This is a genomic window from Croceitalea sp. MTPC6, from assembly GCF_036985525.1.
Taxonomy (GTDB): Bacteria; Bacteroidota; Bacteroidia; order Flavobacteriales; family Flavobacteriaceae; genus Croceitalea.
Genome location: NZ_BTGR01000014.1, coordinates 1 through 22,296, shown reverse-complemented (window position 1 = coordinate 22,296; position 22,296 = coordinate 1). Strand labels below are relative to the sequence as shown.

At 39.0% G+C, this 22,296-nt stretch carries 38 protein-coding genes; 30 read left to right on the top strand and 8 right to left on the bottom strand.

The features are described 5' to 3' along the window. Positions 1 to 30: 30 nt before the first annotated feature. The 4 genes from AACP56_RS17350 (at position 31) to AACP56_RS17335 (ending at position 3,259) form a co-directional block, all read left to right on the top strand. Complete coding sequence (locus tag AACP56_RS17350) at positions 31 to 666, top strand: hypothetical protein (protein WP_339338840.1); 636 nt, start codon at positions 31 to 33, stop codon at positions 664 to 666. A 15-nt stretch (positions 667 to 681) separates the two neighbouring features. Further along, positions 682 to 1,344, top strand: coding sequence for a M23 family metallopeptidase (locus tag AACP56_RS17345; protein ID WP_339338842.1), 663 nt, complete (start codon positions 682 to 684; stop codon positions 1,342 to 1,344). Positions 1,345 to 1,553: 209 nt separating this feature from the next. After that, positions 1,554 to 2,819 carry a Y-family DNA polymerase gene (locus AACP56_RS17340; RefSeq protein ID WP_339338844.1) on the top strand — a complete coding sequence of 422 codons (1,266 nt, stop codon included), beginning with the start codon at positions 1,554 to 1,556 and terminating at the stop codon, positions 2,817 to 2,819. Further along, positions 2,810 to 3,259, top strand: coding sequence for a LexA family protein (locus AACP56_RS17335; protein ID WP_339338846.1), 450 nt, complete (start codon positions 2,810 to 2,812; stop codon positions 3,257 to 3,259). Before AACP56_RS17340 ends, AACP56_RS17335 begins: the two co-directional genes overlap by 10 nt. 21 nt (positions 3,260 to 3,280) lie before the next feature. On the opposite strand, the gene AACP56_RS17330 is transcribed toward AACP56_RS17335, so the two are convergent. Next, a complete protein-coding gene (locus AACP56_RS17330; protein WP_339338848.1) occupies positions 3,281 to 3,826 on the bottom strand; it encodes a hypothetical protein in 546 nt (181 codons plus the stop codon). Positions 3,827 to 3,913: 87 nt separating this feature from the next. Further along, a complete protein-coding gene (locus tag AACP56_RS17325; RefSeq protein ID WP_339338850.1) occupies positions 3,914 to 5,848 on the bottom strand; it encodes a zinc-dependent metalloprotease family protein in 1,935 nt (644 codons plus the stop codon). A 224-nt stretch (positions 5,849 to 6,072) separates the two neighbouring features. Between AACP56_RS17325 and AACP56_RS17320 the strand changes: the two genes are divergently transcribed. After that, entirely contained in the window at positions 6,073 to 6,843 is a 771-nt protein-coding gene (locus AACP56_RS17320; protein ID WP_339338852.1) for an SOS response-associated peptidase, read from the top strand. Beyond that, on the top strand, positions 6,844 to 7,110 hold the full coding sequence (locus tag AACP56_RS17315) for a hypothetical protein (RefSeq protein ID WP_339338854.1): 267 nt from the start codon (positions 6,844 to 6,846) through the stop codon (positions 7,108 to 7,110). Here AACP56_RS17315 and AACP56_RS17310 read toward each other — a convergent pair. After that, positions 7,107 to 7,346 carry a hypothetical protein gene (locus AACP56_RS17310; RefSeq protein WP_339338856.1) on the bottom strand — a complete coding sequence of 80 codons (240 nt, stop codon included), beginning with the start codon at positions 7,344 to 7,346 and terminating at the stop codon, positions 7,107 to 7,109. The two genes, AACP56_RS17315 and AACP56_RS17310, sit on opposite strands and share 4 nt — an antisense overlap. Positions 7,347 to 8,206: 860 nt before the next feature. Between AACP56_RS17310 and AACP56_RS17305 the strand changes: the two genes are divergently transcribed. The 21 genes from AACP56_RS17305 (at position 8,207) to AACP56_RS17205 (ending at position 16,758) form a co-directional block, all read left to right on the top strand. Then, complete coding sequence (locus tag AACP56_RS17305) at positions 8,207 to 8,392, top strand: hypothetical protein (RefSeq protein ID WP_339338858.1); 186 nt, start codon at positions 8,207 to 8,209, stop codon at positions 8,390 to 8,392. Positions 8,393 to 8,421: 29 nt separating this feature from the next. Beyond that, positions 8,422 to 8,757 (top strand): single-stranded DNA-binding protein, encoded by a 336-nt coding sequence (locus tag AACP56_RS17300; protein ID WP_339338860.1) that lies wholly within the window; start codon positions 8,422 to 8,424, stop codon positions 8,755 to 8,757. Positions 8,758 to 8,826: 69 nt separating this feature from the next. Then, positions 8,827 to 9,108 (top strand): hypothetical protein, encoded by a 282-nt coding sequence (locus tag AACP56_RS17295; protein WP_339338862.1) that lies wholly within the window; start codon positions 8,827 to 8,829, stop codon positions 9,106 to 9,108. Further along, a complete protein-coding gene (locus AACP56_RS17290) occupies positions 9,099 to 9,518 on the top strand; it encodes a hypothetical protein (protein WP_339338864.1) in 420 nt (139 codons plus the stop codon). The genes AACP56_RS17295 and AACP56_RS17290 overlap by 10 nt, the downstream gene beginning before the upstream one ends. Next, positions 9,515 to 9,751, top strand: coding sequence for a hypothetical protein (locus AACP56_RS17285; RefSeq protein ID WP_339340011.1), 237 nt, complete (start codon positions 9,515 to 9,517; stop codon positions 9,749 to 9,751). The genes AACP56_RS17290 and AACP56_RS17285 overlap by 4 nt, the downstream gene beginning before the upstream one ends. A gap of 644 nt (positions 9,752 to 10,395) precedes the next feature. Next, positions 10,396 to 10,629: a hypothetical protein gene (locus tag AACP56_RS17280; protein ID WP_339338868.1), complete on the top strand. Its 234-nt coding sequence runs from the start codon at positions 10,396 to 10,398 to the stop codon at positions 10,627 to 10,629. Between the two features lie 46 nt (positions 10,630 to 10,675). Further along, the gene (locus AACP56_RS17275) at positions 10,676 to 11,368 is read left to right on the top strand and encodes a SprT-like domain-containing protein (RefSeq protein ID WP_339338870.1); all 693 of its coding nucleotides are present in this window, start codon (positions 10,676 to 10,678) and stop codon (positions 11,366 to 11,368) included. A 65-nt stretch (positions 11,369 to 11,433) separates the two neighbouring features. Next, positions 11,434 to 12,192: a ParA family protein gene (locus AACP56_RS17270; RefSeq protein WP_339338872.1), complete on the top strand. Its 759-nt coding sequence runs from the start codon at positions 11,434 to 11,436 to the stop codon at positions 12,190 to 12,192. After that, positions 12,189 to 12,434 (top strand): hypothetical protein, encoded by a 246-nt coding sequence (locus AACP56_RS17265; RefSeq protein ID WP_339338874.1) that lies wholly within the window; start codon positions 12,189 to 12,191, stop codon positions 12,432 to 12,434. The genes AACP56_RS17270 and AACP56_RS17265 overlap by 4 nt, the downstream gene beginning before the upstream one ends. A gap of 10 nt (positions 12,435 to 12,444) precedes the next feature. Then, positions 12,445 to 12,657 carry an addiction module protein gene (locus AACP56_RS17260; RefSeq protein WP_339338876.1) on the top strand — a complete coding sequence of 71 codons (213 nt, stop codon included), beginning with the start codon at positions 12,445 to 12,447 and terminating at the stop codon, positions 12,655 to 12,657. Further along, positions 12,654 to 12,956: a hypothetical protein gene (locus tag AACP56_RS17255; RefSeq protein ID WP_339338878.1), complete on the top strand. Its 303-nt coding sequence runs from the start codon at positions 12,654 to 12,656 to the stop codon at positions 12,954 to 12,956. The genes AACP56_RS17260 and AACP56_RS17255 overlap by 4 nt, the downstream gene beginning before the upstream one ends. A gap of 9 nt (positions 12,957 to 12,965) precedes the next feature. Then, positions 12,966 to 13,214, top strand: coding sequence for a hypothetical protein (locus AACP56_RS17250; protein ID WP_339338880.1), 249 nt, complete (start codon positions 12,966 to 12,968; stop codon positions 13,212 to 13,214). Further along, complete coding sequence (locus AACP56_RS17245) at positions 13,211 to 13,696, top strand: hypothetical protein (RefSeq protein WP_339338882.1); 486 nt, start codon at positions 13,211 to 13,213, stop codon at positions 13,694 to 13,696. Before AACP56_RS17250 ends, AACP56_RS17245 begins: the two co-directional genes overlap by 4 nt. Next, positions 13,680 to 13,889 carry a hypothetical protein gene (locus tag AACP56_RS17240; RefSeq protein WP_339338884.1) on the top strand — a complete coding sequence of 70 codons (210 nt, stop codon included), beginning with the start codon at positions 13,680 to 13,682 and terminating at the stop codon, positions 13,887 to 13,889. The genes AACP56_RS17245 and AACP56_RS17240 overlap by 17 nt, the downstream gene beginning before the upstream one ends. 72 nt (positions 13,890 to 13,961) lie before the next feature. Beyond that, positions 13,962 to 14,159 (top strand): hypothetical protein, encoded by a 198-nt coding sequence (locus AACP56_RS17235; protein ID WP_339338886.1) that lies wholly within the window; start codon positions 13,962 to 13,964, stop codon positions 14,157 to 14,159. Then, a complete protein-coding gene (locus AACP56_RS17230; RefSeq protein ID WP_339338888.1) occupies positions 14,159 to 14,443 on the top strand; it encodes a hypothetical protein in 285 nt (94 codons plus the stop codon). The genes AACP56_RS17235 and AACP56_RS17230 overlap by 1 nt, the downstream gene beginning before the upstream one ends. A gap of 3 nt (positions 14,444 to 14,446) precedes the next feature. Further along, entirely contained in the window at positions 14,447 to 14,827 is a 381-nt protein-coding gene (locus tag AACP56_RS17225; RefSeq protein ID WP_339338891.1) for a hypothetical protein, read from the top strand. Next, positions 14,824 to 15,345, top strand: coding sequence for a hypothetical protein (locus tag AACP56_RS17220; protein WP_339338893.1), 522 nt, complete (start codon positions 14,824 to 14,826; stop codon positions 15,343 to 15,345). The genes AACP56_RS17225 and AACP56_RS17220 overlap by 4 nt, the downstream gene beginning before the upstream one ends. A 271-nt stretch (positions 15,346 to 15,616) precedes the next feature. Beyond that, positions 15,617 to 15,856 carry a hypothetical protein gene (locus tag AACP56_RS17215; RefSeq protein WP_339338895.1) on the top strand — a complete coding sequence of 80 codons (240 nt, stop codon included), beginning with the start codon at positions 15,617 to 15,619 and terminating at the stop codon, positions 15,854 to 15,856. A gap of 30 nt (positions 15,857 to 15,886) precedes the next feature. Then, positions 15,887 to 16,201, top strand: a complete 315-nt coding sequence (locus AACP56_RS17210) for a hypothetical protein (protein ID WP_339338897.1) — start codon at positions 15,887 to 15,889, stop codon at positions 16,199 to 16,201. 359 nt (positions 16,202 to 16,560) lie between these two features. Further along, positions 16,561 to 16,758 (top strand): hypothetical protein, encoded by a 198-nt coding sequence (locus tag AACP56_RS17205; protein ID WP_286940991.1) that lies wholly within the window; start codon positions 16,561 to 16,563, stop codon positions 16,756 to 16,758. Positions 16,759 to 16,950: 192 nt separating this feature from the next. Here AACP56_RS17205 and AACP56_RS17200 read toward each other — a convergent pair whose 3' ends face one another. From AACP56_RS17200 to AACP56_RS17185, 4 genes are read right to left on the bottom strand one after another with little or no spacing between them, the layout of a single operon-like run. Beyond that, positions 16,951 to 17,280 carry a phosphotyrosine protein phosphatase gene (locus AACP56_RS17200; protein WP_286940989.1) on the bottom strand — a complete coding sequence of 110 codons (330 nt, stop codon included), beginning with the start codon at positions 17,278 to 17,280 and terminating at the stop codon, positions 16,951 to 16,953. Positions 17,281 to 17,287: 7 nt separating this feature from the next. Beyond that, positions 17,288 to 18,079: an AAA family ATPase gene (locus AACP56_RS17195; protein ID WP_286940988.1), complete on the bottom strand. Its 792-nt coding sequence runs from the start codon at positions 18,077 to 18,079 to the stop codon at positions 17,288 to 17,290. Between the two features lie 54 nt (positions 18,080 to 18,133). After that, the gene (locus tag AACP56_RS17190; RefSeq protein ID WP_286940986.1) at positions 18,134 to 18,664 is read right to left on the bottom strand and encodes an ImmA/IrrE family metallo-endopeptidase; all 531 of its coding nucleotides are present in this window, start codon (positions 18,662 to 18,664) and stop codon (positions 18,134 to 18,136) included. Then, positions 18,664 to 19,002, bottom strand: a complete 339-nt coding sequence (locus tag AACP56_RS17185; RefSeq protein ID WP_286940985.1) for a helix-turn-helix domain-containing protein — start codon at positions 19,000 to 19,002, stop codon at positions 18,664 to 18,666. Before AACP56_RS17185 ends, AACP56_RS17190 begins: the two co-directional genes overlap by 1 nt. Before the next feature lie 198 nt (positions 19,003 to 19,200). On the opposite strand from AACP56_RS17185, the gene AACP56_RS17180 reads away from it, so the two are divergent. The 3 genes from AACP56_RS17180 to AACP56_RS17170 are packed head-to-tail and all read left to right on the top strand — an operon-like array spanning position 19,201 to position 21,431. Beyond that, positions 19,201 to 19,713, top strand: a complete 513-nt coding sequence (locus AACP56_RS17180) for a Pycsar system effector family protein (RefSeq protein ID WP_286940984.1) — start codon at positions 19,201 to 19,203, stop codon at positions 19,711 to 19,713. A gap of 3 nt (positions 19,714 to 19,716) precedes the next feature. Continuing rightward, entirely contained in the window at positions 19,717 to 20,730 is a 1,014-nt protein-coding gene (locus AACP56_RS17175; RefSeq protein ID WP_339338899.1) for an adenylate/guanylate cyclase domain-containing protein, read from the top strand. 53 nt (positions 20,731 to 20,783) lie between these two features. Continuing rightward, positions 20,784 to 21,431, top strand: a complete 648-nt coding sequence (locus AACP56_RS17170) for an SEC-C metal-binding domain-containing protein (RefSeq protein ID WP_286940981.1) — start codon at positions 20,784 to 20,786, stop codon at positions 21,429 to 21,431. Here AACP56_RS17170 and AACP56_RS17165 read toward each other — a convergent pair. After that, positions 21,415 to 21,993, bottom strand: a complete 579-nt coding sequence (locus tag AACP56_RS17165; protein WP_286940979.1) for a recombinase family protein — start codon at positions 21,991 to 21,993, stop codon at positions 21,415 to 21,417. The two genes, AACP56_RS17170 and AACP56_RS17165, sit on opposite strands and share 17 nt — an antisense overlap. Positions 21,994 to 22,296: the final 303 nt, after the last annotated feature.

Below are 22,296 nucleotides of genomic sequence, written 5' to 3'. Positions count from 1 at the left end.
TTAAATATTAATCTAAAAACCCAAAACGCAATGAAAAAATATTTGTTTATTCTTTTAATTATTGGACTGTATAGTTGCGACGACAAAGATGCGCAACCGATAGAAAGCTTCGATATTGAATATAACTTGGTGTCGAGAACCAGTAGCGCATTGGAATTTTCCTTCAGCATCATTGATACGGATTTTCCGTCTTATACCATTTCATCATTCGCCCCCAACATAAGTTGTTGTCAAGGCACTTTTATTTTAGAAAACAATGTTTCCGCTACAATAGGGCAAACCGATGTTTTGAGCTCAACCGTTACAGGAGACAACAGTTTTGACTTGACGATTGACAACTTCAACGATGGAATGAACTACTTAACAATTAAGGTAGATAACGGATTCAATGTGTTTTTCTACTCTTTTCAGTTCTATTATGATGCAGGGGCCAACGAGGTTGATTATCTTAATGTAATGAGGTCCGGAAAATCAGAACTTAATCTCTTTGATGCAATATTTAGGTTTGACTACTATACGAATGCCAATATTAACGTTCTTATAGAACTAGAAAGCGGCATAAGAGAAAACCCCTTAACCTCATTGCCTAACGGAGCAGGGGAATTTAGATATATTACAAGCGGTGGGGGAACGGACATTGTTAAAACCACAAGGGAAAGACTTTAAAAACCTCCTTTCGTTTTGAACGCAGAAAACCAGAAAAACGGCATGATGATTTATAGCAACTCATATAGCCTATTTCTAGGGTCTACACTTTTTTTTCTTTTTTCAGTATGTTTCATCCAAGCTCAAACAAATGAAAAAAAAGAGCCTAGTGCTGATTTGGTAAAGCACGTAAAGCTCTATTTAAAAGAAGCGGCGGACGGCAATGAACTTGCCCTCTTGTTTGAAATGGTAAAACCTGACAAGGCTTATTTTATGGTTTTGTTCGACAGCATTCCAACAATACACCCACTGAACCCTAAAAACGAAAAAAGGGTTTCCGATGGGTTCGGCGACCGATTCCATCCAATAGAAAAGAAAAACAAGCCCCACCTTGGAATAGACATAACGGCAGAAACAGGAACCGCTATTCATGCAGCAGCGGACGGAACCGTTACTCTTGCTAACAAATCAAAGGATGGCTACGGTAACGAAGTACGTATTACTCATTCCAATGGGTTTTCAACCCGTTACACGCATATGTATACCTTCATCGTTAAAAAGGGAATGAAGGTCAAGAAAGGCGATATAATTGGTTTTGTAGGCAGTACAGGAAAGAGTACTGGCCCCCATATTCACTACGAAGTAAGGAAGCACGGCAAAGCCGTTAATCCTGAATATTTTTTGGGCATTCCCATATAAACATCTACATTTTTGATGTGGCCGGCCGAGCTGGATCCACCACTCAAGGTTAAAATCGTCTACATTTCTGCTTTCTGCAGAAATATTTCCTTGAAATCCGGAAGTTAAATTGTAGATGTTTTTATTTCAATCGTCGAAACCTTGCGCCATCCAAATCGCTTTTATATTTACCTTCTTAAGGTGTAACTTTACATTCCTATATTTTTTTGATGTACGCCCTTATCGATTGCAATAATTTTTATGCTTCTTGCGAGCGGGTTTTTAACCCCTCACTAAATGGTTTGCCCATTGTCGTTTTGTCGAACAATGATGGTTGCGCCATTGCTCGAAGCAACGAGGCGAAAGCCTTGGGGATTCCAATGGGCGCACCCTATTTTGAATACAAGAAGCTATTTGCCGAAAAGGGCGTGAAAGTCTTTAGCTCAAATTATTCCCTCTATGGGGATATGTCCCAAAGGGTCATGAATATCCTATCACGGTATACACCCGATATCGAAATCTACAGTATCGATGAAGCTTTTTTGTTATTTGAGGGCTTCGATTGTTTTTTTGACCTTGAATCCTATGCACGGGAGATAAAAAAATATGTTTTCCGAGCAACGGGAATCCCCGTCAGTATTGGCATTGCCAAAAGCAAGGCTTTGGCCAAGACCGCCAACAGGGTCGCCAAGAAGTTTCCCGAAAGAACCCAAGGGGTCTATATCATCGATACCGAGGAAAAACGGAAGAAGGTACTTAACTGGATAAAGGTACCCGACGTTTGGGGAATCGGTTCAAGGTATGCGAAAATGCTACAAATGCACAGCGTTCATACCGCCTTGGAGTTCGCACAGCTTCCCGATGATTTTGTCCGGGACAAAATGACCATCGTAGGGTTACGGCTAAAACACGATTTGATGGGAAAACCATCGATACAGATGGAACAGGTACAGAACAAAAAAGGAATTGCCTGTACCCGTTCCTTTCCGAAGATGTACACACGCTACGATGATATTGCCGAGCGCATCCGTACGTTTTCGGGAGTTTGCGCCCGTAAACTTCGACGGCAGGGATCGGACTGTACTATAATAATGGTTTTCCTTCGGAGCAACCCGTTTAGAACCGATTTGAAGCAGTACGGACGTTCCGTATGCGTTAAACTCCCCTACCCGACCAATTCCACTATCGAGATTACCCAACACGCCTTAAAGGGGCTTAAATCGATTTATAAGGAGGGCTACCATTACAAGAAAGCGGGCATCATGGTCATGGGCTTATCCCCCACCCTTGAAAAGCAATTCAGCCTTTTTGAAAACAGCGACCCGAGACATTTACCGATAATGAAGGCCATAGATAGGATCAACTTGCTAAATGGGTACGATTGTGTTAAATTCGGAGGAATGGACTTGCGGAGGAAATGGAAGATGAACCGTAACCGACTTTCCCCGAAATACACCAGTAAAATCGACCAGATAATAACCGTAAAATGCGATTGACACAAAAGGAAAAAATAGAATTTTTTATACCAAAACACGGGAACCCCGAAGGGCTTCCCTATTTCGACGGTGGTATTTCCGCAGGGTTTCCATCCCCAGCGGATGATTTTCTCGAAAATAGGATTTCACTTGATAACGAATTGGTGGGCGATACCGAGGCAACATTTTACGCAAGGGTCAACGGTAATTCTATGGAGGGCGCAGGGCTTTACGATGGGGATTTACTTGTAATCGATAGGAGTATCGAGCCGTACGATGGCTGTATTGCGGTCTGTTTTGTAGAGGGAGAGTTTACCGTAAAGCGCATCAAAAAGGAAAAGGAAAAAGTTACCCTATTGCCGGAGAATCCCAATTACAAACCCATCGTTATCGAAGGGGAAACCATCTTGGTAATTTGGGGCGTGGTAACGTACAGTATCAAGAACCATCAAAAGAAGTAACCGCTAAATCATTTTGTTTTCCTACGGCATATTAAATTCATCAAAAGGAGCTTCAAAATATACGTTATCGAACCTCAAAGTATCGTTGAGCGTATAAAATTGATTTTGGTTCTCAGCCACTAAAATAGTGGCTTGGAACCTACCTTTTATAATTTCATCCGTAATTTCTTCAAGCTCTATCCAATTATCCTCGTTTTCGATTATGTCCCATTTGCCCAAAATAGCATCCTCCTCGACTTGGAAGAAAGAGAAGGTGGGGGTGTTTAACTGGTTTGGTACCACTTTAACGAATGTTTGCCTTTCCAATGTGCTGTTTACCAACATACCGATGGAGGCCCTAATTAAACATAAATCATCCAGAACATAACTGTTGATGCCTATCGGGCCTTCTTCTAATTTTAGATAGGATGTCGATTTTCCGTCATATATGGTATTGTCGCTAATCTGTGTCTCAAGTAGCCCCAAAGGCTCTATGTCCTTGCACGGCGGTTCTTCATCCTTACTGCAAGAAATAAGGATAGTTGTAACCAATGCCAATAAAAAAGGAAAGAATCGGGTTTTATTCATTATTACAAGATACTGATTAAAAATTTTTATAACCAACTAGAATTATAAAAACGGGCAAATGGGGTTTGCCCGTTTTAATCTGTGAACTTATCTAGAAATAAGCACTCGCTTTTCAAACATCACACCGCTATTAGAATGAACCATTAATTGGTAAATCCCCTGTGGTATACTGGTAACGTCAAACAACAAGGAGTTTTCTCCTTCTCTGATTTTTCCTTTAAACAATCTTTTTTCGTAAGAAAATGGTGCTATTCCGAACAATTTGACAGTAACCTCTTGGTCAGTATCAGATGTAAGCAATACATTAAGCTCTGAAGATGCCGGAACTGGATACACGGCAGAATTCGAAATTTCGTTATCCGATTCTGGAAGTTCCGCTTTAGCAAAGAAGGGGCCACCTGGACCGCCCTCTATGAACACCGTTCTTGTTCTAGTGACGGTCTGCCCGTCACAGGTCACCCTTAATCTGAAATATACCAAATTCCCGTTCAATGGTAGCGCAAATGTGGAATAGGTACTTGCTGTTCCTACCTGATAATAGTTGAATCCATCCTCACTACGTTCCCATCGATATGTTGGGGTTCCCCCGCAGTTCTGTACTGAGGATGTCATGGTATATTGGCTTCCTACCTGTACCGTAAAAGGCCCCCCGATACCTACTATCAAGGGCTCAAAGTCATTATAGTCCGAAACTACACCACGGGCATTGAGCATCTGCTGAAAATTATTCCTTGCGGTCGTTCCTGTTGGCCCTCTTGATTGGCTTTCCTCGGTAACGTTCGGATTAGAGAAATAGAGCCTTGGAAGCCCATCGGTACCACCGTCGGCAACCACACTTTTGCGATATAGTTTTTGACAGAAAAAACAGTTTCGCTTGTACCATTGATGCCCTTTCGCCGTCTCTGACAAATTATTCGGCAAGTTGGTTCCTGTCCTTGTATCTGTTTCATGTCGCCCCCCGAACATGTGCCCGGTTTCATGGCCGAATACCTTTGTGCTAACATCTGCCTCTACCATTGCAACATAGCCTAAATCCTCGTCCGCATATTCATCCAATGGAGCAATACCATTTATCCCAATAATCTGACCACCTGAAACTATGGTATAATTTCTATTGATCAGAACCACAACCAAATCAGCTCCTGCCTGTTCTCTTAAAGTGATAATTTGGTTATTGGTCTGCGCATTGGTATTATCAGTCAATACGTTGCCGGTATTTCCAAGAGTGGCCAATCGCTGTACCCCCGCATTTACAAAACTCAATTGATTACTGTTTATCGTCGAGTTACGTAGTGCTTGATTCAGTTCTGATATAGCCGTGGCAGCAAATTGATTTGGATTTGAAACATTGTTGGCGGCATCTGTAAATAACGTCAACACCCTGACAACACAGGCTCCGTTATTATTACTTCTGGCCGATAATATTTTATTGGCCGTTTTGTTCAGGCTCTCCAATGATTTACCTGTTCCCATTTCAGCAGCACAAGAGCCTTTCGCGATCAACTTTTTCGTGTCAAATTCAATCAAAAACTCGCCTTCGCCATCAACATGTTCAATTTTAAAGGAACGTTCACCAATGGTCATACTACCAAAATTTTTACCGTCCTGATGGATAAGGGTCAAATCTCCCTGTAGATCTTTTTTGTACAAAAGCTCTGCATTGTAGGTATAGTTACCATCGTCATCTACTTCGATATGCTTAGGTACGGCCAGTATCATTCCTGTACCTGCCTTTTTTCCTTTTGGTATGGAAAACTGGAAGTATGCCGGACTTTTCTCGTTCATTCTTTTTTCATCCGCAAGCTTCTTCAAGTTTGGAAACTTGACCTTTCTGATTTCAATGAACATAGGGTTGCTAGCCCGTTCGGACATCTTGCCCGAAAGCGCCTGTACGGATTTACCCGAATTAGATACATCTTGGCCTACCACTTCAAAAAGCTGCGGTATAGGATTTTCGCTCTGTGCTATTGCCATGAAAGGCAAAATGAGCAATAAAGAAAATAATAGTAATTTTTTTTCCATAATTAAAGATTTTAAGGTTAATACTTATTTAGGGAACTTTTTAATCAGCTTTAACTACATTGTTTAAGTAGTTTAAATAATGGATTTGGCCTCTACAATATATTAACTTAATCTATAAGTAAGAAAAAACCTATGTTAAATCTTGTTTATACCTACTTTTTTATAAACCTAAAAAAATTAATAAATTGTTGCGTTTATCTTAAATCAGTTTTAAAATCCACTATATGTGTTTTCATACGAGAATCGTCAGTACCGCCAAACAACTTGAATTTCATTTCGGAGTTACACGTTCGGCCAAGGAAAAAGAAGCCGGTAACGAATTTATCTACCATCATGCGAACGGGTATTCCCATGATTCCTTTTGGGTCATACCCCAAGAGCGTAGCGACCATATGACCCCGATGATGTGGGGTTTGCTCCCCTTCAATAAAAATGGTTCAGACCACGAAAAATATTACAAGGAATCCATTCGCTACGGTGCGGGTCTAAATGCCCAAGCTGAAAAGCTTTTCGATTTTTATCTGTACAAGGCGAGCGCCTTGACCCGTAGGTGTATCGTTCCTCTAAGTGGTTTTTACGAACCGCATACATGCGAGAAACCCAAGAACTTTAAAGTTCCCTATTACTTCGAGCAAAAGGATTCCCCCCTTATCGCCTTGGCAGGCATCTATTCCATAACGCCCGACAAATATGTTTCCTTTTCCATCTTGACCAAGGAAGCGCCGGAAGAATCCAAATATGCCACTATACACAACAAGAAAAACCGTGATGGGGAAAACCGTCAGGTCGTGCCATTGGCAAAAGACCAAATCGAAGCTTGGTTGTCAAACGACTTAAAGGAAGATGATGTTTTCGAAATCATAAACAATGATTTGCCCCATGACCAGATCAATGCCTATTCCGTCAGTAAGGATTTATTTTCGACAAAAATAAATTCCGACCGACCCGATATTATCGAACATGTAGAATATCCACAAGTACAAATCGAATATTAAATGGAGTTGAGAAATTTCTTAGGCTTGCAGACCTATGACCAATTTGAAGAATTTTGGGAACATTGCAAATTCCTAGAGCATCATATAGATGCCTATGGAATTAAGCACCATTTATATGCCCTACATAAATTTTACGTTGAACTTACCTCTGATTCGAGCGGTCATTTAGACCCTCATTTACACGCATTTACAGATGGACCAAGATTGGACAAGTACAGGCAAAGCGATATAGATTATATCAACGAGGTTTTAAGCCAAAATAATTAAATCGATAAAATCCTATCGGATTTCCCCGTTCCTCTTTTTTCCCAAAGATAGTTTCGGATTTCCTCATAACAGGCGTGTTGTGCAACTTTATCCTGTGTGAAACCCTGAATCATCGATAGACTAAAAGCGTGATTGTTGGAGAACTCATCGATATCCCCGACACCCAATTTTAGGTATTCACTATCAACCACCGAAAAATCCAAATCATATGGTTTTGATTCGTCTATATCGTGCATTATATGATTCACTTTTTGGAGCATCATATCAACCCCCTTCAATGGATTTACACGCTATCCCTGATGCATCTAGCCATGTTCCTGCGGAAGTTGCAAATTAATCCGCCTCCCGGACACTCCGAGTTTCCCGCAAGGCCGGGACACTTCGGAAGTCTTGCCGTCTCCTGAATTTCCAACATCCTCGAAACCGCGCGCAAGAGCAAAACGTTTCTCCATTCCCTTCCGTGGGACCACTCCCACCCTACTCCATCCATCCGGGTCGTGGATCCTCACGGGGGAACTACGAAAGTTATGCACTTGCCTTGCCTTTGCCCTTTTTATACGGAAGTCGGGAAGCCTTATCCGTTCGCACAAAGTGTTGTCCTGGTCATGCCTTTTGCAAAAAAAGCAAAAGCCCTGCCAAGGATCAATTCTTGCCGGACAGGGCAAGAACTACACGGGGCTACCCTCAAGATAATTTGTAGCCCTTCTTTTCCCGACAGCTCGTTATCTCTCCATCGACGGCAAATTTAGTCTTTGGTCATTTCCAAGCTACAATGATATTTTTAAAATTTTGTTCTGGACCATTACATGGATCCAACAAATTTTTAAATGCGGTCGTAAACTCCCAATATCCTTTTGCGAGGAAACCAAAGCCAATGTAAACAGCATCGACGGGGGGGCTAACTTCGTATCGGGGAAGGGCAACATCTAAAAGGGGAATCTAATAGAATTTTTCGCTTTGCTTCAAATTGAAAAGCATCTAAAATATCAATAAACATAAGGGTTTTAATAGATAAATTATATATGTATAACATGTATAACATGTTGCATATATTAAATATATTTTGTATATTTATTCTATAATTAAACGGTTAGTCATGAGCATAGAAATCAATCACACGCAAGCACCATCGGGAAGCATTGAACATTACAAGCACTATAAAAATGAATGGGAAAGATTGAGCGCATTGTTAAGCACCACCCCCATCAAGGATAGGTCGGAACTGGCTTATCAATTGGATGGTGTTACCATGATATTAGAAGAATACGAAGATTTATCATAACAATTATTAATCCTTAAAATCAATTACAGATGAATGCATTGAAAAACAAAGTACAGTTAATCGGAAATCTAGGTAGCGACCCCGAAATCAAGGTATTGGAAAACGGTACTAAATTGGCAAAATTCAGCCTTGCCACCAATGACAGCTATAAAAACGCAAAGGGCGAAAAGGTAGAGGAAACCCAATGGCACAATTTGGTAGCTTGGGGAAAGGTAGCCGAAATAGTAGAAAACTTTACTTCAAAGGGCAAGCAGATTGCTATTGAAGGAAAATTGCAGTACAACACCTATGAAACCAAGGAGGGCGAAAAAAGGTACTCCGCTGAAATCAAGGTAAACGAAATCCTTCTTTTGGGGGATAAATAACAATAGACGAAAGGGCGTAGCTTCTGACCACATACGCCCTTTCTAATTATAAACCGTAAAATTTATAACATGAGCAAAGTTAGTCAAAAAAGGCCGTGGTATGCCCTGTTCATACCTGCCAAGAAGGTCGTTAAAAAGAAACTTGACACAGGGGTACTTACAGAAAGTACCATTGTAGAGGGCGTTGAACGAATCAACGTAATAAGCCCTAAAATCGATTATAAAGTCTTGACCCAAAAGGCTTCTCCCCTACATGTGATAGACCCCGAAATTGTTGAAGCCCCAACAAAGCCCACATTCTATATTTCAGAGCATATCGTTAAACCTAAAAGCTTTTGGAAATGGAGTTAACGAAAAAACAAAAAAGGGCTTTGAACAAGCTACGTAAATTCGGGCCGATTACCAATGTGTGCCAAACCCCTAAAAGGGTTTTGTACTACTCGGAAGGCGTGGAGTATTTGGCGCATACCTGTACGGTTTGGAACACCATAATGTACGTAAAGCCCATTATTGAAATGCTGGCCACGGACAACGATGGATTTCTATACGTCATTCTTTCAAAAAACGAAACTGGCGGTACTCGTGTGAATTACCAAAATTCAAGGAACGAGGACATTGGGGAAGATTTCTATCATCGTGAAACCTTTCTTTTGAATCAATATGTTTTGATGTACAGAGGGGGCGCATTGTTGTTACCCCATGAATGGAACCCCGATTGGTTTGAGAAAATGAAGTTGAACCCCATAATTCCAAGACCATGAAGTTGAGCGATATTAACGAACAGTTGGATAAGGCTGATTTTAAATTGGAGAAGAAAAAAGCTATCTTAGCCTTAATCGACATTAAAGTTGAAAACGAAATGGAAAAAGTATTGAGCAGGTTCGACCGCATCGAAGAACGATTGGAAAGTAACATAAAGACCTTTATTTGGGTCGTAGGCGTTGCCTTTGCCATTGTTTCCGTATTGTTGACCATTATAGCCCTCAAAGGTTAAAAGTTCCCTTAGACATACGATAAAGCCTTCCTTTTGGGAGGCTTTTTTTGTGCGCTCCGGTTCTGTCATGGTTTTTGCTGAATAAAGCAAAAACACACGCCAGACCCGTTTAAAAAAATCGGAAGTCGTACCTCCTATCTGATTGCCCTAACGGGGTCGCCCTTGTCATGGTTCTTGTACCAACAACACACGCCAAGGGGCGATTCTTTCGGGACAGCGAAAGAACTTCACAGGGACGTACTCCACATTATTTTGTAGCCCTTTTTATCCGTACACTCGTGTACCTTCCATCGACGGCAAATGTAGCCCGATGCCATCAGGACGGACAGAATCCTTTTTCAAAAAATAGCACTTCTCCCCCTGGGCGAAGCGACGATTTTTTAATACGGTCGTAAACTCCCAAAAGGTTTTGTCCGTCCTGAGATCGGCCAATGGTTTCAGCATCGACGGAGGGGCTAACTTCGTGTACGGAAAGGGCAACATCGTTAAAGGGGTCTAATAAAAATCCTTGCTTTGCTGCGGACTTTGATCATACTAAATATCTATTCAACAAGGGTTTAGCATAATTAATTCATATTGTTATATATGTATAACATATTGCACATGTATAATATGTTTTGTATCTTCAATATATTATATAAGACATGGAAAAAAAGCGTACAGTTCAGGAAATCAAAAACGATTTGGAGAAAGCCAAGGAACGATTTTTGGATGTGATGAAAAGAGGCGATCAAGCCATTTCGGAGTATGACCTATCGTATGGGTACGATGCCGATTTCTACCTAAACCGTGTACCGCTCTTAAGAAACCATATCATTTATCACAATAGAGAATTAAGAGAAGCCCTAAAACACGGGGAGCAAATGGAATTATTTTAAACAAAATTGATTCGTACGAATCAATTATACTAATTATCTTCATATCATGGAAACAATTGACAAGCCCACCAAAAAATTTTACGGTCTATTCCAATACATCTTCGACCACTACAACGACCATCTGTACAACGGAAAACTAAAGGACTGTATCATTGTAGTTACTAGGAAACATAATGTATTTGGTCATTATGCCCATAAGCGTTGGTTTCACGTTGAAGATCAGGAAACGGACGAATTGGCATTGAACCCTGAAATGTTCCTGAAATTCCCATTGCTTGAAATATGCCAAACAATGGTGCATGAAATGTGCCACGCTTGGCAACACCATTTCGGCAAGCCATCCCGTCCGGGCTATCACAATAAGGAGTGGGCGAACAAAATGATAGAAATAGGTCTAATGCCCACGGACACGGGCAAAAATGGGGGTAAGATTACGGGCTTTGCTATGGCTGATTATGCTATGGAAGATGGTAAATTTCTCCAAGTCAGCGAGGAACTAATGAACAGCCAAGTTTTTGCAGGGCTTTATTATGAAGTGAACCCTTTGGTATTTGATCAGGTCAATGACGAAGAACCGCTATTCGACCAAATCAAAGATTTGACGTTAGCGGACAAGCCCAAAATAAAGGGGCGCAAAACCAAAGTGAAATATAGCTGTGATTGTTCCAACGTATGGGGAAAGCCCGATTTGGAAATCCATTGCAATGCTTGTAATCAGGATATGATTGAAGGGAGTTAAATAACTATAACATATTGCATAAATATAACATATTATATATATTGCACATATAAAACATACTATACATGTCGATAACAGCATTTATGAATCAGAAAGGAGGGGTAGGCAAGACCACGGCCACCATAAACCTAGCGGTTCAGGCGGCTTTAAGAAGCCGTGTACTTTTGATTGATGCGGACGAGCAAGGAAGCCTATCGAAACAATTTGGCATAACCAACCCGAAAACTTCCATCAAGGAAGCCCTTTTGGGAAAGCCTTTTGAGGTTGTAAACGTTCGTAAAAATTTGGATGTACTCCCTGCGGATGGCAATTTGGTCGATATTGAAATGTACCTTACTGGATTAGTGGGAAGGGAAAAGAAATTGAGTAAGGCGCTCAAGAAGATTAAGGACGATTACGATTATATCTTTATCGATTGTCCTTCCAATACGTCCATCGTTACCATTAATGCCCTTGCATTTGCCGATTATGTTGTCCTTCCCATTCTGCTCGATATTTTGAGTATTGAGGGCATAGACCACATGGTAAAGTATATTACCATGATCAAGGAGGAAGCAAACGAGGATTTGAGCATATTGGGCATTCTAATCAACCAGTTCGAGGAACGTACCAAAGTAACCGATATTCTATTGGGCGAAATCGAGGAACGGGGTTGGGAAGAAATACTTTTCAAGACCAAAATCAGAAAGAACGTTACCGTTAAGGAAAGCCAAGCTTTCAGAAAACCAATTTTCGATTACAGTAAGAACTCCACGGGTGCAAAAGATTATGTTGCCCTGGGCAAAGAAATATTAAGCAAAATCAATAAACTGGAAAAAGTATGAACGATGCAATGAAAAATTTAATGGCAGGCAATAAGACCGCCAAGAAAAAGAGCAGTCCAAAAGCGGAAGCGCAACCGGTAGAAGAAAAGAAATACAAAAATCTGTATTTGACTACCGATGCCATTGACCTTTTGAACAAGGTTACTTTCATGGAGAAGGCGATCAACGATAAATATACATTGGGGGATGCCGTTCATGATGGGCTTAAATTATTGGCAAAACAAAAAGGAATAACCGTTTAAATTTTGGAGTATGGATATTCAGGACATTAAAAAAATACCAAGGGCAAAACGCATCTTATTGGTACAGGAAATTTGGGATTCCTTGGAGCATAAAGAGGATCTGGAATTATCGGACGAAGTTAAAGCTGAATTGGACCACAGACTTGCGAGGCATGAAAGTGGGGAGGCGACATACTTCAGTTTGGAGGAAGTCCGGGAAAAACTGGCGAAGCTCCGCAAATGAAATATTCTTTGCACATACAGGATTCGGCCTTTATGGATATTGCCGAGGGGGTCGAATACTATGAGGAACAACGGGAAGGGCTTTCCATTGATTTTGAACTTTGTTTGGAGGAAGGCTATTTGGATATTTTGAATGCCCCTTTAGGTTACGAAGTCAAATATGCCAACATGAGGATAAAGTTCATCAGGCGTTTTCCGTACGGTATACATTACTTTGTCGATAAGACGGACATTTACATCATTTCCGTTTTTCACACATACAGAAGCCCTAGACGGTGGTTTGAGAGAATAAAGAATTGATTTGCGAAAATGCCGAGCCATAGAAAGGAAACGATAAAGTACAAAATTGGAAAGCGCAAAAAGGAATACAGTATTTCGATAGATGAAATCCTTGAGCCTTTTTCCAAATCTAAGGAAGGCGAGAACTATACGAAATATTACTATCCTTTTAACGTGTGCATGCATCGGTTTTTGATGAACAAAATTGAAGGGATACGGATGTTAAGTGATGGGCAATTGACCCTATTGGAAAAAAAGTTTAAGCAGAGGGAAAAATGAAACGCATACCCCACAATTTGAATTTACCCGAAAAGATTGCAGTCCGGGACTGCATGGAAATTTTGGCTAAAACCATTTATACCGGAGATTCAAAATTGAACAAACAGCTTTACGGCCAGTTTCAGGATTTGCTCAATGCATCCTTCGGATTGGATTTGGACTTTAATGTATCGACCGACAATGTATATGAGATTTCTTCCTTTTCGGATTTAAAAGACGTGTTCCGGGACAAAATTGAATCCGGGGATCTGACCGAGAATGAACGAAGTTTCAATTTCTCCAAAAGGATGTTTGCCGAAGCGATTAAAAGGGACTTTGAAAAGAACGGCCATAGATCGGCCAGAAAGAACCTTGAGGAACTTTTTGAGGATAGCACCTTAAAACTATTCCCCAAAAAATTGACAAAAGAGAATCTTTATAGTACCGTAATGAACCTTAAAATTTCAGAGGTCAAATATAGAAAGCATGAGAACGCAAGTTGACGTATTCGACATTAACAGGCAAAAACATTTGGGAACCGTATCGGTTTCACAACTGGACAAAAAATATGATGAATGGAGGGCAAAAGGTTATTCCGTTCTTATCGATAGGAGCGGGGATGTTTGCCTTGACGATGAGGACGATCACGATGATGGGAAATATTATGCAGAGCAGTTAAAAGAATTGGGACGATGATTGAATACGGAATGTATGCAAAACATCTTAAATCCTTTTTGAACCAATATTAGGATTGCTGAAAACGATGTTTTGAGGAACTATACCATTAAGCTAGCATCTGAATATGTCAAGGGAAGCACCGATATTGTTTCCATCCTTGTCAAGAACGAAGGCCAGCTTTCGGCCGATCAGACCTTGGAAGAAATTGAATACAAACCCGATTACTTTGAAGAACGCATTGAAATGATAATCGGATATATCGATAACGAACCTAAAAGTAGCACGTAATGATTGAGGAATTTATTGAGAAGCTTAGAGAAATCGGAACAAATCCCGTTGTCGGAGAGGATGAAATCAAACTTGAGTTCCGTACCAAGGATGTTGATTTGAAACTTTGGAAAGAGGCCACGGACAAATACATCGGCTCATGGAAAAAAATGCGCATGGGTATTGACCATGACATACCTAACAAGATTTTGAGGTTTACCATTCCTTTTGAAATCATCGGGGGCGAGGATTATACTTTTGAGCAAATTGTTGAAGTGGCAAACCGAATCGCAAAAAGAATTTGATTTATGGAGCACCCCAATAAAGAGCAACGGGAAAATCAAGCCAAACTGTTGGAACAGCTACCGGAAGAACAGCGTGAGGAACACGCCCGATTGTTGCGTTTTGGAAACGCTGCCTACATCTACCATCGGCAGTCCGAGGAACTTGAGCCGACCGAGGAAGATTTTAACGAGTGGCTTGAGGGATTGCCCGAAAATATCCGAGAGGATATGGAAATACAGGGTTTCGAGTTATGCAAGGGGGTTCTATCCTTTAGGCGTTATGTAATGGAGAAAAACGATATTGGGATGGGGGAGTGGATGAAGCAGAATTTAAGTGAACCCGATTATAAGGCTTATATGGAAACCATTGAAGAACACAGTAAAATTAACAACAAGGATCAATGAAAATTTTGGAGAGCTTATTATCGAAATCAATTTCACTTAATGGAGTTCAAGGAATGGCACAGCAAGAACCTTCGATTTTCGATTATGGCGAAATAGCCATAGGAGCAGGCACATTTATACTGGGCATAGTCGTTGCCATTACTACCGGCTATACAGCACGCAGAAACCGCAAGATCCATATTGCGGACAAGCGGATGGAATGGATAACAGAATTCCGGAATACGATTTCGGAACTTATATCGGTAGCCTATATGGCCGCCCCTCCTCACGACAAAGAACAACTAAAACTTTTGGAAAGATACCTTACCCTCATGAACAAAATCGATTTGATGGGTTTGGTTGAGGAAGGCCCTATCTGGAACGAAGAACACATCATATTTGATATTAGCGAAATGGAAAGTTTTGTTGAAGGCAACATGAGCAACCAAAATTTTATAGAATTGAAGGACAGAATCCTTCAAAAGAGCCAAAGAATAATTAACGAAAAATGGGATAAAATCAAGAATCTGGAATCCTGAAAAACAGTAAGAACACCGGAAGATTTCCGCTTACAGTTTTATATGCGAAACAGGGATATCGGGTTTAAAATTGAAAGTAGCCCTACACAAAAGTTAAAGCCATGTTAACGGCCTTTTGTCGCCAAGATCTTGAAAGGTGGCCACGGAAGGGGGCAAAAATGAGAGGGCGCGGGGGATGCGAAGGGAAATTTTACAAAAAAGGGGATGAACGATAACAGGTATTATGTAAAATGGGACAGGGCGAAGCCCCTTTAAGATACGAAACAATATTATGGAAACAAAGCAAGTTGATTTTGAAAAAAAAGTACATCGATTTTTCACCGATAGGTTTATTGGCGAAATCGTAGAGCTTAAGCCAGCGAGTTTGAACAGGCATTACATTAAGTTCAAATCTAGTCGTGATGTTTGGTTTCAAATACTACACGAAACTATCGAAGTCGATAGCGTAGATTTTGAAAAGAAAACTATAAGTGGGTTTATTTCCAATAACGCTAAATTAAATGTAGAATAGCCCTAGAGGGGGAGTTTTAAAAATAAGTATATGGATAATCTTACGCACGATAATTTTGACAGCCATGATTTGCTTTATGAATTGGATAAACTCGATGCAATACGTTATTCCCTAGCCGAAATAGACCTTATAAAACCACCACAGGTAAGGCAAGACCTGCACAGGCTCCACGGGCTTGTGTTCGACGCTTTGAACTATAAGGACAAAGTGAGCAGGGAGGAAATCGAGGAGCTATTGGACGATGTGAAAACGGTAATCGATGAAATCAGGGACAATGCCGAATCCATTTCCGAAAAGCTTGCGGAACTCGAAACAGCCCTTTACAAAATCGATGAGGAAGAATGAAATAGTAAAGTTAATGAAGAAGGGCAAAATCAGATATGAGGGAAACTATTCTAAATTAGATTTTGACTTACATAAATCAGACTTTATCGAAAATTGCATAAATGTTAACAGGCCTTCATTGTCCATACGGGTGTAATGTTCATTAGGAATTATAAATCATTTTAATTCAAAGAGTTAATTTTTTATGGATTATAATCCACATTTGTGTAATGTTCCTCAGAACCAACCAAATAGCTTCCAACACTACAGTTTGGCAGAGCGTTAATTCCTAATCGTCTGAAATTCAGAGATATATAATTAGATAACTATACTTCGGCAGTTCGATATATTCCTTAGATTTGACTCAAAGCATATTAGAAATGAAGCCGACACCGGAAGAAATAAGGGATATGATAAATGAAGGAGTAGATTTAATGGGGGAACATTTTGAGAAATGGTTTGATCAAAAACTACAAATTTTGGATGGTAGAACAGCTCGGGAAGCTATGGAGAGTAAAGAAGATGTTCGCAAGGTTACAGTGTTTCTGCATAGAATGGCCCATGGAATTTTTTCATGATAATTCTCGCACAGAATCATTATTCTAAAAGATTTACCTTTTTGCTGAGTAGCTCCAGTAATTCACTCTGGTAATACTTGAATATATCGGGAATATTCAATACTTCCATCTTGTTGAAAAATTTATTAGGCCTTCATGGTAGATATTGCGGATTTGCACCATAGAACTGATAAGTATCTGTAAAAGAGAGAACTAAATAAAACATTTTTTGTTCAATTCTTCCAATAACTCTTTTTGATAATACTTGTACTTATCCGGAATATTCAATACTTCCATTTTATTGAAGAACTTGTTTCCAAGATAGTCTCTGATAATTCTCAAGTGTTTTTCTTCCATTAAAAAGACCTTATCGGCCCATTCCATCAAATCCTCCTTTAATGGTACTGTACCTTCTTTAGCACATATTTTATGATTGGTCCCCGCTGATTTGAATTCCATGTAGGGGTATTTTTCCGAGAAATAGTCTTCGGCTGTTTTTGAACGTTGTTTATTTGCAGAACATACGAACAATACCTTTTTCATGCTTCCTCTATTTTAGAAATCTTAGATAACCTTCTGGATTATTCAGAAAGGATTTGGTGACGGTATAATGTTCCGTTTCCTCTAAAGAAACTTTGTTCATGCCGTAATCTGTTACTTCATAAATGGTAGCACTGGGAAATGCCATTAACATTGGAGAATGGGTGGCAATTATAAATTGCGACATGTGTGATTTCAAATGTTCCTGAATGAAATAAAGCAAGGATAGTTGTTTGGATGGTGAGAGAGCTGCCTCAGGTTCGTCCAAAAGAAAAATCCCATCTCCGGTTATAGTATCGTTCATAATCTTTAGGTATGCCTCCCCATGAGAAAATCCCTGAAGATCTTGTCCATAATCTCTTCTAACACGATATATCTGATAATTGGCACTATCCTTCATTTGTTGGAGGATATGGTCTGGAATTTCTCCCTCAATATCTTTAAATGAATTGTGTAGTCGAGTGTCCTCTCGGTCAATACTATTAACTAGGTCTCCAAAATCTTCAGCTCTAAAAAAGAACCCTCTTGACCTTTCAATTTTCCATTCAAGTTCTAGGTACGGGGTCAATGTTCTGGCTGCGCTAAAACTATTTTTATAATAACCCACACCATCCATATGAGGGAGCTGTAATCTAACCGCTAAAGTTTCAAGTAAAGTAGATTTACCTGTACCATTGTCACCAATTATAAACGTTACAGGAGCAGAAATATCAATATGCTTGGCAAATTTAATTGCATTGATATCATAAGGAAAAGGATGGCTCCTTTCAGTTGAAATACTTAATGAGGACAGAAAAGACATGCCTTATCTCAATTAACTTTCCTAAAATATAATTCTGTGGTACAAGCCGCTAATTCAAAACAGTCCAAAGTCATACCCCAAATTAGAAAGTCTAAATGACAGAGCTTGAGTACTGACACTGAATTTTTCTGCTAGCTGTTCGATAGTGTCTTTGTCAGAATTATTTTGTGGTGTATTTATAAGCTCTTTTTCAATCATAAATTCAGGCATTAAAAGGCTAGCTGCGAAACTATTTGCTTCTCTCTCTAAAAGTAGCTCCCCTGTGCTCGAATTGGCATCTCTATACATGACTTTCTTTGATTTATCAATAAATAATTGCTGATTTTCAGAATGCAAAATATAGTGTCCAAGTTCGTGGGCTATTGTAAATCTTACTCGATTTTTTCCTTGATCTTTATTGTATCCAATATATGGTTTATCATTTTTTAAGATAAAAATACCTGAAACATCATCATTCTCAAAGTCAATAGCTTCAACTCTAACTCCCATTTTTATAGAAAGATCCAAGACATCAATTGGGAGTGAAGATATATCGTTATCCTTTAAAATTTGCTCTGCTTTCCGCTCAATTTCTTTAAGTTCCATCAATCAAGTTTATTCAAGATTTCTTCAATCTTTAATTTGGTAGTATCCGATAGCTCAAGTTTTTTGGAAAGTACATTAAAATAGGACATATCACCGTCTGCATTACTTTTATGTCCTTCCAGCTCATCATAGGAAGGTAAGATTGATAATAAATCTAACTCTAGACTATTACAGATTTTATAAAGTAAATGTAAGGGCGCTTGGTGCCTTCCATTTTCAATATTGGAAATAGAAGTCCTATTTATGCCAACAGAATCTGATAAATCTTTTTGGTTAAGACGAAGTTCAATTCTTCTGTTTCTTAAATGCTCACCTATTATTAGATATAGTTCTTCCAAAACACATTTTGTTTACTCCTCAAAGCTATTCAAAGGTTTTTAACAACTTATGTTGATAAAATAATCAAATTTAAGGAATTACAAACATTATGTTTATTTAAATAACATTTAATTTTATGTGGTTTTAAGTGATAAACATGGTGTGCTATTGACCTTACAAAAAATAGAAGAAATGGAAAAAAAGCATGAATAAAAGGTATGGGGGATAAAAAGCAAATAAATGAGAGGGAGAGGCTGCTATACTCTATCAGCCGTTTTGACCATTATTTTGAAAGCGTAAACAATAAAACTGCTGTTTATTTGGCAATGAACACTTTTTTATTGGGAGGTATAATTACGGGCTATATCTCGGTACAAGAACATGTCTCCCAGTTCCGTGCTTTTTTCAATATCCTGTTGACCATTGAAATGATATTGGGCATTACCGGATTACTTGTTTTAACTATAGCAAGCATTCCATATTTTTCCAAGGATTCGGACTCTCTTTATTATTTCGGCGGTATTGGGTCAATGACCAAGCAAGAATTCTTTGATCGCTCAAAGAATTTAAGTAAAAAAGAAGAGATAGATGACCTGCGAAATCAAGTACATCTACTATCCCAGGGGCTAAATACCAAATTTACTCGGCTGAAAACTTCTGGATGGTTGATTTTTTCCCAATTCGTAATTCTTGCCCTAATAATATCAATTTTGGTAATTAATAAATTTTAGAAAATGAATATATATCAGGATTACATGAGACTCATAAAAGATGCTGTGGATTCCGATGCATCAAGTTATGTTACAAAAGGTCTGGGCGCTCCAGCCAGTGCTATAGTGAGAACTGATGAGCAGTTTAAGGCTTTGTACTCTCGAATCAAGAAGAATGAAGTTGCCCCCAGCATGGTGAACTTATCTGAAAGTGTTAGAAGAAAGATTGATTACGAACAACAACTTGGATTGCATCCAGATTTTAAGCATCTAAAAGGAACCGAAGGGATTGAAGAACATTATATAGTATCTGCATTTATTGACATAAAAGGCAGCACCAATCTTTTCAAAAGATTTGATAAACAAACTGTATTTCTAATCACCAACACTATTTTGAAAGCTGGTATTCATACCATGTTGGTTTTTGGCGGGTATGTTCACCGTTTACAAGGAGATGGCATATTCGTCTATTTTGGTGACAAAAATATGCGTGAGAAAGAAGCAGTTAAAATGGCTCTTTCGGCAGTCAGTGTCTTTACACATTTCGTAAAAACTGATTTGAAAGAATATCTTGAATCTGTTGGTATTGAATATATTGGAATTAGAACAGGTATTGATTTGGGTTATCAGGAGCATGTGATTTGGGGGAATTCCGGAATAGGGGAAATAAGCGAGGTTACAACATGCAGCCTTCACACAAGCCTAGCAAGTAAAATGCAATCATCAGCTGATAAAAACGGTATTGTTGTTGGAGCTCATATAAAGAACGAAATCGAAGATGGAGAAGATTATTTCACTCCGGTTGCAGCTAGAAAGGGAGAAAAAGACCGCTATATTTACATTGATAGTGATAAAAAATTCTATTACACTCAATACGACTTCCTTTGGGCAAAATTTTTAAAAACACTCGATTTTATTGCTTTAAATCAATATGGTAAACCAGTGTTTAAAATTAAAGATCTTGCTCGTCCGGTATCAGATTCTAATCTCAGGCCAATTGCAGTTAAAAGCACGCCCTATTTTGGTGGAAAGCTGTGAAAACAATCTCGTCTGTAACAAATCGATCTCTAGAAAAAGACATAAAGTCTTTTATGGAAACCTATCCTACCTTTTTTTACCGCAATAGAGACGGTAAAAAATACTCTAAGCTAACCGGTGACATAGATATATGCGATACAACTGGTAGTTATCTGGATTCCTTTAATATTGAAATCTGGTTAGATAAGGAAAGATACCCCTATTCCACACCATTGGTGAAAGAACGTTCGACCAAAATTCAACGCCATGAGAATTGGCATATTGATAAAGACGGTTATGTATGCCTCGACATTGAACATGAACTAGAGTATAAAGCAAAAAAAGGTATTCAATTGATTCCTTTTTATCAAGATTGCATCTATCCATTTTTTGCAAATACATTATATAAGATGAGCTTTGGAAAATATGCAAATGGTGAATATGGTCATTTCTTCAAAGGAGTCGTTCAGTTTTACAGGGAAAAACTTCTTTTAAATGATAATTTTTTGATTGTGAAAATCCTAAGGGCAATCTTAGAAAATAAGACACCGGGAAGAAATGAACAATGTATCTGCGCAAGAGAGACGAAATACAAAAAATGTCACTTAAAGGAAGTAGAGTTTCTAAAGAGCCTGTCTACTGAAAGGCTTGAAAAGGATTTGTCGGGTTTTGAAGAAATTTTAAGCCCTAACATAAAAACAGCTACTAAGTGTCACGATTGACCATGCTTTTTTCCACTCTATAAAAGCTACTTTTACTAATGCTAGCTTGTTCACAGGCTCTTCTTATTGGAATATCCATATTTTCGTAAAGGTGCTTTGCATATTGATACTTTTTGAGGGTATCTATCGAAGCTCCTTTGGGCCTCCCCAATAGTTTATTTCTCTTCCGTGCATTCTCCAAGCCTACTTTGGTTCGTTCTCGAATGAGGTTTCTTTCAAATTCGGCAACAGAGGCAAAAATCTGAAGCAGGAATTTTCCATTTGGTGTTGTGGTATCAAACTCCGGTTCGCTCAAACTCTTGAAATGTATTCCTTCTTCATTAAAGGAATCTATAAGCTCGATCATATTTTTTAAGGATCTAAAAATCCGATCGTTCTTGTAGGTAATGACAGTATCCCCTTTTCTGAGGTATCCTATCATTTCCTTTAGGCCATCCCTATCCTGGCGAACCCCACTACCGACATCGGAATATATTTTTTCACAGCCCGCTTTTTTGAGCAAATCTATTTGTGATTTCAATTTTTGGTCTTTGGTCGATACCCTAGCGTACCCAACAGTCATATTTCCGTCCCTTAAAAGGTTAATTTACGAAACTACTAAAAAAGACCAAATATGGGACATTGTGAAAGTAGTTTCTCACTCTTTTCAAACAGTCCCATAAAACCTACGTTTTAAAGGACCGGCAAATTGAAATACTTATACTTAAACAATTTTTTTTGTTTATAGTTTGGGAATTTATTACAAAAAGAATGTTATTAAAGAATCTACTCTCTGTTCTAAACCGACCCACATATCATTTTTTAACTTGTTGATTTATTAAAAGAAAAATATGCTTCTCAACAGTTGTTAGAGGATTTTCTAATT